Origin of the sequence: Arthrobacter sp. A5, from assembly GCF_051131705.1 — a bacterium.
Taxonomy (GTDB): Bacteria; Actinomycetota; Actinomycetes; order Actinomycetales; family Micrococcaceae; genus Arthrobacter_M.
On sequence record NZ_CP180316.1, the window covers coordinates 1,562,759 to 1,577,737 of the forward strand.

The following is a 14,979-nucleotide window of genomic DNA, read 5'->3' on the forward strand; positions in this document are numbered from 1 at the left end:
TTCGGCACCTTCCCGGTGCGCCGCTCGACGTTCTCCGCGGGGTTGGGAAGAATGGGACCATGCCAACTTCAGCGCCGCCAGTGCGGGCTCCCGGAGCCGAACGGTCCATGAGCAATTCCCGTGCCGCGTCCTCCGAGGGTGAACGGGATTCTTGGCTGAAATGGGCCGCCCTAGGCATCGGCGTTGGTGCCGGCGGGGCATCCTTGCTCGTCACGGCCACGGCCGCGTTGGCGGCCTACTTCGCCCGCCGGGTTGTCACGCCGGCGAGGGTCCGCGAGCAGGATCTGCCGATCCTGGCCGTGATCCGTGACGGCATGGACCTGCAGGTGGTGCTGCCGGTCACGGCGGAAACCACGGTGCAGGGCACCTACAGTCTGTTCTTCGACGGCGGTGCCGGCCACGCGGTCATTGGCGGCATCCGCTCCTACGTGCCGCGTGAAGGCACGGTGACCCGTGACGTGCTGCGGATGTCCGGATCGGATCTGGCGCACGCGGCCCGCGGCTGGTGGAGTTCGGCCGTCTTCGCCGGGCCCGAAGATGTGGGACTGACGGCGGAGGATGTCACCATCGACCTGCCCGTGGGCCCGTCCCCGGCATGGCTGTTTCGGGCGGAGCCGGCCCTGAGCACCTGGGCGATCATGGTGCATGGCCGCGGTGCCACCAGGAATGAAGGTCTGCGGGCGGTCCGGACCGCCCACGATCTGGGTCTGAACAGTCTGGTGGTGTCCTACCGCAATGACGGTGAGGCGCCGGCGGCGGGGGACGGCCGTTATGGGCTCGGCGCCACGGAATGGCCCGATGTCGAGGCCGCCATTGATTTCGCCGTTGCCCATGGTGCCAAGGACGTGGTGCTGTTCGGCTATTCGATGGGCGGAGCCATCTCGCTGCAGGTCGCCGATCACAGCAGGCAGCGGAACATCATTTTGGCGCTGGTTCTGGACGCACCCGTGATTAACTGGGTGGACGTGCTGGCTCATCAGGCTGAGCTGAACAAAATCCCCGCGGCCGCTGGCCGGTACGGGCAGCTGATGCTCAGCCATCCCCTGGGGCGCCGGCTCACCGGCTTGGCCACCCCGGTGGATCTGAAGAGCATGGACTGGGTCAGCCGGGCCGTGGAACTGCGCACGCCGACGCTGATTATCCACAGCGTTGATGACGACTTCGTGCCCTACGGGCCGTCGGCTGAACTGGCCACACGCAACCCCGAAATGGTGACGTTCGAGCCCTTCAGCCACGCTCTGCACACCAAGGAGTGGAACGTGGAACCGGAGCGCTGGGACGCACTGGTGGCCGCATGGCTCAAACCGCGGCTGGGCCGTTACGATTTGCCGCACGGGACGGAGCCGGCGGACTGAACGTATCCGACTAACCGGCGGACGGACGGCCCGCAGCGGCCACTTTGCGCTTGATCCGCCCTAACATGGCGGACATTCCGCGCATCCGCAGCGGCGTGATCGCACGGGTAAGCCCGAGCAGATCCGGCATGTCATCCGGGATCGCCAGAATGTCCGTGGCCGGCAGTCCGTCCAAACCTTCATGCAGGACGCCGGCAAAGCCGCGCGTGGTGGGCGCCTCCGGAGGTGCCTTGAAGAACAGCCGGATCACGTCGCCGTCGTCGTGCTTTTCCGTCTCCACCGTCAAAAACAGCGGTGTCTGACACTCCACCACCTGTTCGAGCAGCTCCGGGTGATCGGTCAGGCGCTCCGGAAGCGGCGGCAGCGAGCGGGAGAACTCCAGCAGCAGCTGGAGCCTCTCGGGCTCGTCCAGCGCCTGGAAATCGTCGACGATGTCGGCGAGGGCGGGCGGCAATACGGGTGTCGTAGTCATCATCACCAGCCTACTCAGAATTTCCCCGCGCGGTTACTGCGCACGGGTTGCATTGGACAATATAGAAAGGACGGTATACGTAGCGCGGCATGCAGAGGGCCCGACGGCGGTCAGCGCGCCGCCGGCAGGTCGCCGCGTTCGCTGCCCTTGGCAATGGGGACGCGGACCGCGTTGCCCCATTCGGTCCACGAGCCGTCATAGTTGCGGACGGTATCGAAGCCCAACAGGTATTTAAGCGCAAACCAGGTGTGGCTGGAACGCTCGCCGATCCGGCAGTATGCCACCACATCATCGCCGGGCTTCAGGCCAGCTTCGTCAAGGTACAGCGCTTCCAGCTCGTCCCGGCTGCGGTAGGTGCCGTCCTGCGCGGCCGCGCGTCCCCACGGAATCGACGCGGCGGTGGGGATATGGCCCCCGCGCATGGCGCCTTCCTGCGGGTAAGCGGGCATGTGCGTGCGTTGGCCGGAGTACTCCTCCGGAGACCGGACATCGATCAGCGGGTTGCCCAAATGGGCCAGTACGTCGTCCTTGAACGCCCGGATCGGGGCGTCGGAGCGTTCCACGACCGGGTATTTGGCCGGTTCGACTTTGGTGGACTTGGTGGTGACGTCGCGGCCTTCGGCGATCCACTTGTCGCGCCCGCCGTCCAGCAAACGGACATCCTCGTGGCCAAAAAGCGTGAAAACCCAGAGGGCGTAGGCGGCCCACCAGTTGGACTTGTCGCCGTAGATGACGACGGTGGAGTCCCGCGAGATGCCCTTGGCCGCGGCCAGCTGGGCGAACGCGGGCCCGTCAACGTAGTCGCGGGTCACTTCGTCGTTGAGATCCGTGTGCCAGTCGATTTTGACGGCGCCGGGGATGTGCCCCGTTTCGTAGAGCAGGACGTCTTCGTCGGACTCCACCAGCACCAGCGAACCATCGGCGGCGGCGCCGGCGGCCAGTGCGTCGGCTAGCCAGTGCGTGGAAACCAGCCGGTCGGGATGCGCGTAGGCTGCAAACTTCTTGTTCGTTTCTGCTGCAATCGGCATGGTGCCCCTAAATTCGTCGGATCGGCAATCGGAACGTCGGCGGGCACACGGGTGCGCGGCCGCCCTCCTGACCAGCTTATCCACGTACGACCGAAAAGGCCCCTGGCCCGTTAATCTGGCGCAATGTCGGCCGGCCGGGCGCCGCCGTCGGCAGTGTCTGCACACCCGCCGACATTCTGCCGGTCGCCCTTGGCGGTATTCTTGCAGGGCACCCCTGCATCCGCCGGCGGACCGCGTACTCCGCCGGTCCGCACAGACCACAACGAATGGACGCCGCCCCTTGGTCAAGCTTGAGCAACTCTCCGCCCGCATGCCGTCAGTGACGGTGGATGAGCTCCTCAAGGGTTTTTATCCGTCGCCGCGTTTCGGATCGGTCTCCTTCGCCAGCTACCGGCCGGACCCCGCGCAGCCGTCGCAAACCACCGCGGTACGGGCCATGGAGCAGTTCGCCGACTCCATCAAAACCCCGGAGCCCAAGGGACTGCGCAGGCTTTTCGCCCCGAAGAAGCCGGCCGTCCGGTCCGGCTTCTATCTGGACGGCGGGTTCGGCGTCGGCAAGACGCACCTGCTCGCCTCCCTATGGCACGCCTCTCCCGGTCCCAAGGCCTTCGGCACCTTCGTGGAATACACCAACCTGGTGGGGGCACTGTCCTTCCGCAAGACCGTGGAGGCACTGAGCAGCTACAAACTGGTGTGCATTGATGAGTTTGAACTCGACGACCCGGGGGACACGGTGCTGATGTCCCGACTGATGCGCGAGCTGGCGGACGCCGGCGTTAAGCTGGCTGCCACCTCCAACACGCTGCCCGGGTCCCTCGGCGAGGGCCGCTTTGCGGCCGTCGACTTCCAGCGGGAAATCCAGGTGCTCGCGGACCAGTTCGAGGTGGTCCGGATCGACGGCGAGGATTACCGGCATCGCGGGCTGCCGACGCCGCCGGCGCCGCTGTCCAACAGCGACCTGGATTCGGCGATGAAAGCGGAATTTGACGGCAAAACGGTTGCCGTGGATGACTTTGTGACGCTGGTAGATCACCTGGCCGCGGTCCATCCCAGCCGGTACCGTCAGCTGGTGGACGGGATCGACGGCGTTGTCTGGCGCGATGTGAAGACCATTACCGAGCAGTCCGTGGCGCTGCGCTTTGTGGTGCTGGCGGACCGGCTTTACGACCGCGACGTGCCGATCCTTGCCAGTGGGGTGCCCCTCGATTCATTGTTCAGCCCGGAGATGATGGCCGGCGGTTACCTGAAGAAGTATTACCGCGCGGTGTCCCGGCTGACGGCTCTGGCCCGCGAAGGCCAGGAGCAGGAAGTCAGTTAGGCAGCCGACGCCGGAAACTTCCGGCCGCCGGCGCCGCCCTGAAAGCCGCCGGATTGATGGCGTGTCCGCCGAAGGGCGCCCCCCGGCAGGGTTCCGATGCCGTGACCAGCATGGAGGAACGCCACGGCGTCGCGAAACCGAAGGATTCAGCACCGCAGCGCCTGAGCCAGTGCCACCGGAATCCGTCCGATCAGGGTTCCCAGCGCCGGGACCAGTCCGGTCAGAAGGATCAGCAGCCCGACGGCAAGGAAGGCGCCGACGGCGGCCGGCCAGCCGTCGTCGACCGTTCCGGTACTGACCAGCAGGGCAGCCCCGGGCGTGGACCGTGCAAACGTGACCGGCCGGCTGCGTCAGGAACCAACAAAACGCGCATGCTGAAGATCACCGTCAGGGCCAGCAGTCCGGAGGCCGGCGACGGCCTGGTCACCGTCTACTTCAGGGGTGGTGACGTCAGACAGGATCGGGCTTCCTAATGCTTGCGTTCGATGGTGCCTGGCTGTGCAGGCGTCCTTAAACGCCAAGACGCTGGCTCTGCCTCCCGGCAGGGCCAGCGCCCTTTGACTCAATTCTCAGGCGAAGGGAGTTTTAAGCGCGATGATCCTCGGCGCCGTCATCGGCTGCGGTGGCAGTCGTGCTGCCGCCCACTTTGCCGATAAAGCCTCCGGCAGCGTTCTGGACGCCGTCGATCTGGTCTTTGAACCTTTCACCGGTCTTACTGTCGATGAAGTTCGCGGCCTTTTCGATTCCGCCTCTGAGCGCTCCTTCGTTACCGTTAACCAGTCCTGCGGCCTTGCCCTTGATATCGTCAAATACTGACAACGGGCACCTCCCTTCACTCCTTGGAGCCATTTTGCTCCACTAAAACAATCCTAATCGCAGATTCTGACGCTGCCAAGGAGCAGCGGCCAAGGAGCTCTGGTCCTTGAACTCAATCCAGCGCTGGCAAGGGTGGCGGGAGTCCGTGCCCGGCCGGCCAGGAATCCGGGCAACAAAAAAGCAGCTTCCTGAAGAAGCTGCTGACTGTTTGGGTGGGCGATACTGGGATCGAACCAGTGACCTCTTCCGTGTCAGGGAAGCGCGCTACCGCTGCGCCAATCGCCCAGATGAACACCAGAATATCTGCTGAAATCTGCTATCTGCCGTCAAAGTGGAGGTGGGAACGGGATTCGAACCCGTGTACGCGGCTTTGCAGGCCGCTGCCTCGCCTCTCGGCCACCCCACCGTGTACCAGTCCGGAAACCAGCAACTCGACTAACTGATTCGAAATGCTCCGAACACTATCCGACAGTGTCCTGCGAGCGGATGACGAGATTCGAACTCGCGACCCTCACCTTGGCAAGGTGATGCTCTACCACTGAGCCACATCCGCATAAGGAACAACGTTGATTTCTCAATATCTGAGGTCTCTTTGTTTCCGTCCCGCTTCGTTCCCTCTGAAGCGTTCGTGGCATTCCTTGCTAGAAAAACTTTACAGAAGGTTCGCGGAATCGCCAAATTGAGGCACCGAAGGCTGCTTAGGACCGGGCCGCGCGCGGACGAGTGGCCCGGAAAGACGCGGAATTTTGGGATTACACCGCTGTAATTTACCGCTGTAATTTTCAGGCGCCGCACCACCTACGGACCAGTGCCACGGCCGAAGGCGGGGCTCACTCGCGAGGACGGTGCTGCGCAACAGCGTTATCACGGGGGAGCCCCTGCTTCCTTATCACGGGGGAGCCCCTGCTTCCTGGGCCGATGTGCGGCGTGATTATGAGCCAACGCCGGTATCCGTTAGGATTTTGAAGCAACGCAGTGCTTGAGCGGCCTTCCGGGTCGGCGGGCCATGCGGGCGATTGGCGCAGTGGTAGCGCGCTTCGTTCACACCGAAGAGGTCACTGGTTCGAACCCAGTATCGCCCACCAAAGCAAAGCCCCTCTGACCAGCACAAACGCCGGTCAGAGGGGCTTTTCCCTGTCCGGAAGGGCACTAAAGGAACCCGGCATATGCCACGGCGACTATGCACCCCGCCGGAATGCCCGCGAGGACTCGGGCCGTGGTGTGGTCGCCGAGTTTCACCCGGGACCAGCCGACCGCCGCCGGAATCAGCCGTGCGGGCAGGAAACCCGCGCCCAAGGTGAGCACCGAAGCGACGGCCGCGAACGTGACGACGGAGACGTGGACGGACAATTTCCAGAAGGTGTTCACCGCGCCGACAAGGACCATTCCGAAGATAACGCTCAGCAGGCCGACAATGCAGACGCGCGGGGCGCCGAGCAGGAGCAGGATGACCAGTCCCAGGACACCCGAGACCATGGCAGCCAAAAGTACTGGCAGCCGTTGCCGCCGGTTCCCGATGTGATGATCGGAGACCTTGCCCAGGCGGGTCGCGAGGAGAATGCCGGCAAAGGGTCCGACAGCGGTGAAGAGCGCTGCCAGCATGGCAAACCCGAAGCCGCGCCAACCATCGGACACCGCGCCGGTGGTCAGCAAAAACACGGACACCACAACTGTGGGAGAAAAGACTTCGGTAAGGACCCTGGCTAGTCGTTGCATCCGTCAAGCTTAGGGAATCCCGCCGCCACTGAGGACAACAGGCGCAGACCGGCGGCTACTCGGACTCCGTTCGCGGCATGCTGGAGCGGATCAGTTCCATGACGGTGGAATCCGCCAACGTGGTCACGTCCCCGATCTCGCGGTTCTCCGCCACGTCCTTCAGCAGCCGCCGCATGATCTTGCCCGAGCGGGTTTTCGGCAGCTCGGCCACCACCATGATCTGCCGCGGCCGGGCCATTTTCCCGATTTCCTTGGCCACGTGCGCACGGAGCTGCTGCACGATGTCCGTGCCGCCGTCGCCGGCTTCGCTGCGCAGGATGACAAAGGCGACGACGGCCTGCCCGGTCATGTCGTCGGTGGCACCAACGACGGCGGCTTCGGCCACCATCGGATGGGAGACCAGGGCGGATTCGATTTCGGTGGTGGAGAGCCGGTGGCCGGAGACGTTCATCACATCGTCCACCCGCCCCAATACCCAGATGTCGCCGTCGTCGTCCTTCTTGGCACCATCGCCGGCAAAGTACAGCCCGGGGAAACGGGACCAGTAGGTCTTCACGTACCGATCGTCGTCGCCCCAGATGGTGCGCAGCATGGCAGGCCACGGCCGGGTGAGCACCAGGTACCCGCCGGAGCCGTTTGGTACCGGCTGCCCCTCGTCATCCACCACGTCGACCTGGAAGCCCGGCAGCGCCTTCATGGCCGCCCCGGGCTTGCCGGCGGTGATTCCGGGCAGCGGGCTGACCACAATGCAGCCGGTCTCCGTCTGCCACCACGTGTCCACCACGGGCGTGCGGCCATGCCCGATCGTGTCGCGGTACCAGATGTAGGCGGCCGGATTGATCGGTTCGCCCACGGAACCGATCAGCCGCAGGCTGGCCAAGCTGTACCTGTCCGGGATCTGTGCTCCCCATTTCATGAAGGTCCGGATGGCGGTCGGGGCGCAGTACAGCAGCGAGACCTTGTATTTGTCGATGATTTCCCACCAGCGGCCCTGATGCGGGGTGTCCGGTGTGCCCTCGTACAGGACCGAGGTTGCGCCGTTGGCCAGCGGTCCGTAGACGATGTAGCTGTGCCCGGTGACCCAGCCAATATCCGCAGCCGTCCAGAAAACGTCCGTCTCCGCCTTGAGATCGAAGACCGCCCAGTGAGTGTACGCGGCGCCGGTCAGGTAGCCGCCGGTGGTGTGCAGGATGCCCTTGGGCTTTCCCGTGGTGCCGGAGGTGTACATGACGTAGAGCGGATGTTCGGCGTCGAAGGGCTCGGCGTCGTGGTGCGTGCTGGCCTGCTCCACCGAGTCGTGCCACCAGATGTCGCGCCCGTCCTGCCATGCGACGTCCTGGCCGGTGCGCCGGACCACCAGCACGCTGCGCACGTCGGGGCAGTCAAGCAGCGCTTCGTCGACGGCGGACTTCAGGCCCGCTGGCTGCCCGCGCCGGTAGCCGCCGTCGGCGGTAATCACAACGCGTGCGTCGCAGTCGTGGATGCGGGTGCGCAGGGCGTCCGCTGAAAATCCGCCGAAGACGACGGTGTGCGGCGCGCCGATCCGGGCACAGGCCAGCATCGCCACGACCGTCTCCGGGATCATCGGCATGTAGATGGCCACCCGGTCACCGGCTGTGACGCCGAGGTCGGTCAGGGTGTTCGCGGCCTGGCAGACCATGTCCGTCAGCTGCGCATAGGTAATGGTCCGGGTGTCCCCGCCTTCGCCCTCGAAGTAGTAGGCGACCTTGTCCCCGCGGCCGGCCTCGACATGCCGGTCCAGGCAGTTGTACGCGGCGTTGAGCTTGCCGCCGACAAACCATTTGGCAAACGGCGGGTTGGACCAGTCCAGTACGTTCGTCCATTCCTCCGCCCAGGCCAGGCGGCCGGCCTGGCGTTCCCAGAACGCCTGATAATCGGCGTCCGCTTGCGCGTACGCCTCGGCTGTGACGTTGGCCTGCGCAGTGAAGTCCGACGACGGCGGGAACCGCCGCTGCTCGTGCAGCAGGTTCGCGAGAGTCTCGGTCCTGGAAGAGGTGTTTCCCGGCGTTGCGTCGCCGCCCCGATTCGGGTTGACTTGGGCGTTTCCTGAGGCGTCGGGCATCGGAATCACCGGGTCCCTACCGGTATTACTGACCGCTTAAACGTGGAGTTTGTCACCACGGCCAGTGAGGCGTACCAGGCGAGGAGGGCCGTGACGATGCCGAGCCATCCGCCCACAACGGTCAGCGAGTCGGAGCCGGTGAAGGCGCCAATGGCCAGGGCGATGAAGGTCAGAGTCAGGAAAATGAAGACGGCGAAGACCGCTGTGCTGACCCGGGAAGCGGCGACGGACATATAGGCGGTGAAAATGGCCCAGGCCAATAGATACAGGCCAATGCCTTTGCCTGCATCCGCAGGCGGCAGCGCGGCGGCCCGGAACTGGACCAGGAACCAGAAGGAGAGCCAGAAGGCCCCGTACGAGCAAAACGCGGTTGCTCCGAAGGTATTCCGGTTCGCGAATTCCCAAATACCGGCCGCGAACTGGGCTGCCCCGCCATAAAACAGGGCCAGGCCCAGCACCACGGGCTCGTCGAGTTTAGGAATTATGCCGGCGTTGATCACGCTGAGCACAAAAGTGGTCAGTGCGAAGGCTCCTAGGCCCAGCGCGGCCGGATCGGCGAAGGGGAGGGTCGCAGCGGGCGCCCCTGCAGGCACTACCTGCGCAGGAGCAGCGTGGGAGGGGATGGGGCTGGGCTCGGTGCTCATGGCTTGTTTCTCATGACATGACTCCTCGTTCCACACCAGCGCCATCGCTGGCTACTGCCCCACAGGCTACGCCCGAAAAGGCAAGGGTACTGCCGAATACTCTGTGGTTAACATCACACCAAGGGCCGGGATCGTTTTGGCGGGTCTCTGTCGGTCGGCTGCCGGCTACCGGTGCCGGTGCACCTACCGGTGACTCTGCCGTCCGGGTTCGTGTCGGTGGCGGATGCAATAGTGGAAGCATGACTCAGCCAGCCTTAGCCCACGCCACCGAATTCGGCCGGATGTACGCCCGGTCCCTAGCGGAACCGCCCATCATGCCGTCCATCACTACGGTGATTTCCCAGCAGTCGGGGACGCTGGACGGTTGGTTCGGGTACATGGCTGCGAATTCACTGGCCCAGCATCCGGCCCTCCCGGGAGCGTTGACCAACCCCTCCCAACTGCGCGGGATGGTCAACGATGCTTCCAAGGCGGCGGAGAGATTTCGGGATGCGGCCGCAGCTCGGGGAGACCGTGTTCACTCATACTGCGAACAGGTGTCGCTGCGGGCGCTGGGCCGGGTGCATCGGATGCCGGAGGCGAGGGCCGCGCTTGCGGAGAATGGTGAGGAGAAGTTCGCCGCACGCTTTGATGAATGGTGGGACCTGTACAAGGTAGAACCTGTCGCGCCCGAAGTGACGGTCTGGAACCATTCCGTCGGCTACGCAGGGACGCTGGACCTGGTGGCGCGGATCGGCGGGAGGTTGTGTCTGATCGATTACAAAACCAAGGGAACGGACCGTAACGGCGGGGTGAAGCCGCTGGACGAGAAGGTGGTTATGCAACTGGTGGCAGGGATGAAGGCCGAAGAAGGCCTGGTCGACGCCGGTGCCGGGAGCTGGGAGCCATGGCTCTACGGTGAGGATCCCATCCTGCTGGGGGTGGCCATCGGGGAGACGGAGGTCCGTGCGCTGCGGGCCAACCCGGAGGTGCTCAAATATCATTGGTACAAGTTCGCAGCGCTGCGAACCGTGTGGAAAACGGCAGCGGACGCGCGGGCCGCCGGTGCGGCGCTGCTGCCGATTTCTCCGCCCCAGCCAGCTTTCGTCGCCCCGGCCGCGGCCCCCGCTACAACCGCTCCAGACGGGGCAGGCCGGAGTGTGCCGGCCAACTAGACTGGGGAGTGCAGCAACGCAATCCAATCATCCGTCATTCCGGCACCGAAGTGAGGCTCCTTCCGCATGGCCATCCTGAGTATCCGCATCATTGGCGACCCGGTGCTGCGGACCGTGGCGGATCCGGTCACTGAGTTCGGCCCGGAGCTGGCGAAGCTGGTGCAGGACATGATGGACACCATGGACGACGTCGGCGGTGCCGGGCTGGCGGCTCCCCAAGTGGGTGTGAGCAAACGCGTTTTCACCTACCGGATCGGTGCGGAACACGGCCATGTGATCAACCCGGTCCTGGAGAGCAGCATGGAGCTTCAGCCGGCGGGGCTGGAGGGATGTCTGTCCGTTCCGGGCCTGGGATTCCCTGCACCTCGGGCGCTGCGGACCACGGTAATCGGTGTGAACCTCCACGGCGATGCCATCGAGATCGAGGGCGAGGGTCTGCTGGCGCGCTGTTTCCAGCATGAATCCGACCACTTAAACGGGACTCTGTTTGTCGACCGGCTGGACGGCGAGGACCGTAAAATGGCCCTGCGCGCCATCCGCGACGCGAGCTATGAGCAGGTGGCGGAAAAGACGACGGCGAAACGTGCCCGCAGCGTGGGGTCAAGTTTTGGCGGCTCGGGTTTCGGTGCTGGCATCCCCGGTCGTTCCGTGGATGCAGGCACCTCCACCTCCACCTCCACCTCCGCCTCCTCCACCTCCACCTCCACCTCCGCCTCCTCCACCTCCGTTTTTAGCGCCGGCGAATGAGGGTCCTATTTGCCGGTACCCCCGCCGTCGCCATCCCTTCGCTGGAGGCCCTGCTGACTGCCGGGTTCGACGTCGTTGGGGTCCTGACTCGACCGGATGCCCCGATCGGACGCAAACGCGTGCTCACGCCGTCGCCTGTTGCACGACGGGCCGAGGAACTGGGCCTTCCGGTGATCCGGGCCGCGCGGATCGACGAGGCAGCCTCCGCCGCGATCGCCAGGCTGGCTCCGGACGTGGCCGCGATTGTGGCCTATGGTGCCTTGATTCCGGCCGCTGCGCTGCGGATCCCGGCGCTGGGCTGGGTCAACCTGCATTTCTCGCTGCTGCCCGCCTGGCGCGGGGCCGCGCCGGTACAGCACGCCATCCTGCATGGCGACGACGTAAGCGGTGCATCCACTTTCCAGCTGGAGGCGGGTCTGGACACCGGGCCGGTCTTCGGTACCCTGACGGAAACCATTAAGCCCGCAGACACCAGTTCCGAGCTGCTGGTACGGCTTTCGCGCAGCGGCGCTGTGCTGCTCGTCCAAACGCTCAGTGCCCTGAATTCCGGGCACGCCGGGGCACAACAGCAGCTCGGGGACGTCACATTGGCACCGAAACTGACCATCGACGACGGTCGAATCGACTGGGCGCAGCCGGCACTGGCCATCGGACGGCGCATCCGCGCCGTGACCGACGAGCCCGGCGGCTGGACCACACTGGAGGGCGCGCGGTTCAAAATCGGTCCGGTGGAGCTGTGCGTCGGAACGCATGATCTGGCGCCGGGCCGGGTTGCCTTCGGGCCAACATCGATCCAGGTCGGGACGGGGTCGCACGCAGTGAAGCTGGTCCGCGTGCAGCCGGCGGGCAAAAAAACCATGCAGGCAATCGACTGGGCGCGAGGCCTGACGAATAAGGAAGACGTGGTGTTTGAGTGACGAACGACAATGCGGGGCGTCCGCGCGGCGGCGGGCATGGAAGCCGGGAGAACGATGGCCGCGGGAGCCAGGGCGCAGGCCGGACCGGGAGCCAGGGCGCCGGCAGCCGGCGGAACGCGCAGGGGCGGGAACGCAACCGCAGCTCCACACCGTCTTTCACCGCCTCGACCCCGTCGGGACGAACGCGCAAGGCTGATCCCGCCCGCCTGGTGGCCTTCGAAGTCCTCCGTGCTGTGTCCGGCGAGGACGCCTACGCCAACCTGGTCCTCCCGTCCCGGATCCGGCACCACCGGCTGGACAAGCGCGACGCGGGTTTTGCCACCGAACTCAGTTACGGCGCCCTGCGCGGGCAGGGCACGTACGACGCGATCCTGGCGCGCTGCGTTGACCGGCCGCTGGAGCAGCTGGATCCGGCCGTGCTCGACGCCCTGCGGTTGGGGGTGCACCAGCTCCTCGCCATGCGGGTCCCGGCGCACGCCGCGCTGGACCAGACCGTGGGGCTGGCCCGGGCCGTCATCGGCGCCGGACCGTCCACGCTAATCAACGCGGTGCTCCGCCGGGTGTCCGCGAAGGACCTGGACGAGTGGATTGCGGCACTGACCGAGGGGGAGACCGAGTCGTCCGCGATCGCCGCGCTGACCTATTCGCACCCGGAATGGATTGTCCGGGCGCTGCGCCAGTCACTGGTGGCGCACGGTCGGGATGTCAGTGAAATCACCGCGCTGCTGGCGGCCGACAATGCCGCGCCCGTGGTGAACCTGGTGGCGCTGCCCGGGCTGGGGGACCTTTCCGAGGCCATGGAAGAGGGCTTTATCCCCGGTGGGCTGGCACCCGATTCGGCATTGTCTTCCGGCGGCGATCCGGGCCGGCTCTCCAGCGTCCGGGACGGCTCCAACCGCGTGCAGGATGTCGGTTCCCAGCTGGTGGCCCGCGCGCTGGCCGCCGCCGAGCTGCTCCCGGCGCCGCAGAAGGGCGCCCCGGATGCTGCTTCGGTCACCTTGACGGCAGAGGAAGCCGCGCCCGACGGCGAACGCTGGCTTGATCTGTGCGCCGGGCCGGGCGGCAAGGCCGCCCTGCTTGCCGCGCTGGCCCGGCAACGTGGCGCAACGCTGCTGGCAAACGAGCCGGCCCCGCACCGGGCCAAGCTGGTCAAGCAGGCGCTGGCCGCGGTGCCGCGGGAATTCTGGAGCGTAAGGATCGGTGACGGCCGCGACCTGGGGGAGCAGCGGCCGGAAGGCTTCGACCGGATTCTGGTGGACGCCCCGTGCACAGGGCTCGGTGCGCTGCGGCGCAGGCCTGAATCGCGCTGGCGCCGAAAACCTTCCGACGTCGGCGAGCTGGGACCGCTGCAGCGCGAACTGCTGGCTGCGGCGATCAAGGCAGTCCGCCCCGGCGGCGTCGTCGCCTATGCGACCTGTTCCCCGCACCCGGCCGAGACCAACGCCGTCGTTCTGGACGCCCTGCGCAAGCGTGACGACCTGCAACTGCTCGACGCCGGCGCCGTGCTGAACGCCGTCAGCCTGACCGGGAACCTGGACTCCGGGCACGAGAACACTGCTCAGCTGTGGCCGCATATCCATTCGACCGATGCCATGTTCCTGGCGCTGATCCGCAAAAAAGCTTGATTCGCACGAAAGGCACCTCATGACCGCTAACCGTTCCGTTGCGCGCTGCTGCATCAGTCCAAGCATTCTTTCCGCGGACTTTGTCAATCTTCAGGCCGAGCTGGACAGGATCGGCAACGCCGACGCCGTGCACGTGGATGTCATGGACAACCACTTTGTGCCCAACCTGACCCTCGGGCTGCCCGTGGTGCAGCGCATCCAGGAGATCAGCCCGGTGCCGCTGGACGCGCACCTGATGATCGCGGAGGTGGACCGCTGGGCGCCGGCCTATGCCGATGCCGGGCTGGCGTCGGTGACCTTCCACGTGGAGGCCTCCGACGCCCCGATCAAACTGGCGCGTGAATTGCGCGCGCGGGGCGCCAAGGCGGGAATGGCACTGCGTCCGGCGACGCCCGTGGAGCCGTATCTGGACATGCTGGAGGAGCTGGACGTGCTGCTCATCATGACCGTGGAGCCAGGATTTGGCGGGCAGTCGTTCCTGGATTTGACGTTGCCGAAAATCCGCCGGGCGCGGCAGGCAATTGAGGGTTCGGGAGTCAAAGTGGCCATCCAGGTGGACGGCGGCATCACCGAGGAAACAATCACCCGGGCCGCCGAGGCGGGGGCCACCATGTTCGTGGCAGGATCCGCCGTCTACGGCACCCCCGATCCCGCCAAAGCGATCGAGACGCTCAGGGCCAAAGGCCAGCTGGCCCTGGACCGAACACCGGGCTGAACACCGGGTTGGGTGCCCGCGATCAGGGAACGGTGCAGCACGTGACCGCGCAGCCGGGAAGCGTCATCCGGGGCAGCAATCGGCCTGGGCGGACCAGTTGTCCCGAGCATGGCGTTGTCAGTGTCATAATGAAGATGTAGTAAGTATTTACGTGCTCCGGGGTCGGTGTAAGTCCGAACCGGCGGTTATAGTCCGCGACCCGCACGCTTTCGGCTGGCAGCAGCAGGAAGTAAACGGTTGAACCGGTGGAATTCCGGTACCGACAGTTAAAGTCTGGATGGGAGAAGCACGAACAGTTTTGGCCTGCCATAGCTGCACCACCACCGGTGCAGCTCGCGCTTAGGTCTTCTGTCGTTACCCCCGGAGCCATCGTGGTTTCGGAAAGGCAG

At 65.6% G+C, this 14,979-nt stretch carries 14 protein-coding genes, 4 tRNA genes and 1 riboswitch; of the genes, 9 read left to right on the plus strand and 9 right to left on the minus strand.

Annotated features, from left to right (window positions below):
• Window positions 1-107 precede the first annotated feature (107 nt).
• Complete coding sequence (locus ACLLJI_RS07095) at window positions 108-1,355, plus strand: alpha/beta hydrolase (protein ID WP_434619579.1); 1,248 nt, start codon at window positions 108-110, stop codon at window positions 1,353-1,355.
• Window positions 1,356-1,365: 10 nt separating this feature from the next.
• Here the strand turns inward: ACLLJI_RS07095 and ACLLJI_RS07100 are convergent, their stop codons facing one another.
• Together ACLLJI_RS07100 and ACLLJI_RS07105 are read right to left on the minus strand one after the other, a co-directional pair.
• Window positions 1,366-1,827 (minus strand): SufE family protein, encoded by a 462-nt coding sequence (locus tag ACLLJI_RS07100; protein WP_434621334.1) that lies wholly within the window; start codon window positions 1,825-1,827, stop codon window positions 1,366-1,368.
• Between the two features lie 110 nt (window positions 1,828-1,937).
• Window positions 1,938-2,855, minus strand: coding sequence for a sulfurtransferase (locus ACLLJI_RS07105; protein WP_434619582.1), 918 nt, complete (start codon window positions 2,853-2,855; stop codon window positions 1,938-1,940).
• A gap of 280 nt (window positions 2,856-3,135) precedes the next feature.
• Here ACLLJI_RS07105 and zapE point away from each other — a divergent pair, with 280 nt between their 5' ends.
• Both zapE and ACLLJI_RS07115 read left to right on the plus strand, forming a co-directional pair.
• Window positions 3,136-4,173, plus strand: a complete 1,038-nt coding sequence (gene zapE / locus ACLLJI_RS07110; RefSeq protein WP_434619585.1) for a cell division protein ZapE — start codon at window positions 3,136-3,138, stop codon at window positions 4,171-4,173.
• A gap of 101 nt (window positions 4,174-4,274) precedes the next feature.
• Window positions 4,275-4,646, plus strand: coding sequence for a hypothetical protein (locus ACLLJI_RS07115; protein ID WP_434619588.1), 372 nt, complete (start codon window positions 4,275-4,277; stop codon window positions 4,644-4,646).
• A gap of 112 nt (window positions 4,647-4,758) precedes the next feature.
• Here ACLLJI_RS07115 and ACLLJI_RS07120 read toward each other — a convergent pair whose 3' ends face one another.
• From ACLLJI_RS07120 to ACLLJI_RS07135, 4 genes are all read right to left on the minus strand, one after another.
• Complete coding sequence (locus ACLLJI_RS07120) at window positions 4,759-4,992, minus strand: antitoxin (RefSeq protein ID WP_434619591.1); 234 nt, start codon at window positions 4,990-4,992, stop codon at window positions 4,759-4,761.
• A 210-nt stretch (window positions 4,993-5,202) separates the two neighbouring features.
• A tRNA-Val gene (locus tag ACLLJI_RS07125) sits at window positions 5,203-5,274 on the minus strand.
• Window positions 5,275-5,321: 47 nt separating this feature from the next.
• Window positions 5,322-5,395, minus strand: a tRNA-Cys gene (locus tag ACLLJI_RS07130).
• A 75-nt stretch (window positions 5,396-5,470) separates the two neighbouring features.
• A tRNA-Gly gene (locus ACLLJI_RS07135) sits at window positions 5,471-5,542 on the minus strand.
• A 457-nt stretch (window positions 5,543-5,999) separates the two neighbouring features.
• Here ACLLJI_RS07135 and ACLLJI_RS07140 point away from each other — a divergent pair.
• A tRNA-Val gene (locus tag ACLLJI_RS07140) sits at window positions 6,000-6,074 on the plus strand.
• Between the two features lie 64 nt (window positions 6,075-6,138).
• On the opposite strand, the gene ACLLJI_RS07145 is transcribed toward ACLLJI_RS07140, so the two are convergent.
• From ACLLJI_RS07145 to ACLLJI_RS07155, 3 genes are read right to left on the minus strand one after another with little or no spacing between them, the layout of a single operon-like run.
• The gene (locus ACLLJI_RS07145; RefSeq protein WP_434619594.1) at window positions 6,139-6,705 is read right to left on the minus strand and encodes a phosphatase PAP2 family protein; all 567 of its coding nucleotides are present in this window, start codon (window positions 6,703-6,705) and stop codon (window positions 6,139-6,141) included.
• Window positions 6,706-6,760: 55 nt separating this feature from the next.
• Window positions 6,761-8,788, minus strand: a complete 2,028-nt coding sequence (gene acs, locus ACLLJI_RS07150; protein ID WP_434619597.1) for an acetate--CoA ligase — start codon at window positions 8,786-8,788, stop codon at window positions 6,761-6,763.
• Window positions 8,789-8,793: 5 nt separating this feature from the next.
• Complete coding sequence (locus ACLLJI_RS07155) at window positions 8,794-9,432, minus strand: acetate uptake transporter (RefSeq protein WP_434619600.1); 639 nt, start codon at window positions 9,430-9,432, stop codon at window positions 8,794-8,796.
• A gap of 239 nt (window positions 9,433-9,671) precedes the next feature.
• Between ACLLJI_RS07155 and ACLLJI_RS07160 the strand changes: the two genes are divergently transcribed.
• From ACLLJI_RS07160 to rpe, 5 genes are all read left to right on the plus strand, one after another.
• Window positions 9,672-10,586 carry a cytochrome gene (locus ACLLJI_RS07160; protein WP_434619603.1) on the plus strand — a complete coding sequence of 305 codons (915 nt, stop codon included), beginning with the start codon at window positions 9,672-9,674 and terminating at the stop codon, window positions 10,584-10,586.
• A gap of 66 nt (window positions 10,587-10,652) precedes the next feature.
• Window positions 10,653-11,333 carry a peptide deformylase gene (gene def / locus ACLLJI_RS07165; protein WP_434619606.1) on the plus strand — a complete coding sequence of 227 codons (681 nt, stop codon included), beginning with the start codon at window positions 10,653-10,655 and terminating at the stop codon, window positions 11,331-11,333.
• On the plus strand, window positions 11,330-12,250 hold the full coding sequence (gene fmt, locus ACLLJI_RS07170) for a methionyl-tRNA formyltransferase (RefSeq protein WP_434619609.1): 921 nt from the start codon (window positions 11,330-11,332) through the stop codon (window positions 12,248-12,250). Before def ends, fmt begins: the two co-directional genes overlap by 4 nt.
• Window positions 12,247-13,875 carry an RsmB/NOP family class I SAM-dependent RNA methyltransferase gene (locus ACLLJI_RS07175; RefSeq protein ID WP_434619612.1) on the plus strand — a complete coding sequence of 543 codons (1,629 nt, stop codon included), beginning with the start codon at window positions 12,247-12,249 and terminating at the stop codon, window positions 13,873-13,875. The genes fmt and ACLLJI_RS07175 overlap by 4 nt, the downstream gene beginning before the upstream one ends.
• A 19-nt stretch (window positions 13,876-13,894) precedes the next feature.
• Window positions 13,895-14,590, plus strand: a complete 696-nt coding sequence (gene rpe / locus ACLLJI_RS07180) for a ribulose-phosphate 3-epimerase (RefSeq protein ID WP_434619615.1) — start codon at window positions 13,895-13,897, stop codon at window positions 14,588-14,590.
• A 148-nt stretch (window positions 14,591-14,738) separates the two neighbouring features.
• Window positions 14,739-14,883: riboswitch (FMN riboswitch) on the plus strand.
• Window positions 14,884-14,979 lie beyond the last annotated feature (96 nt).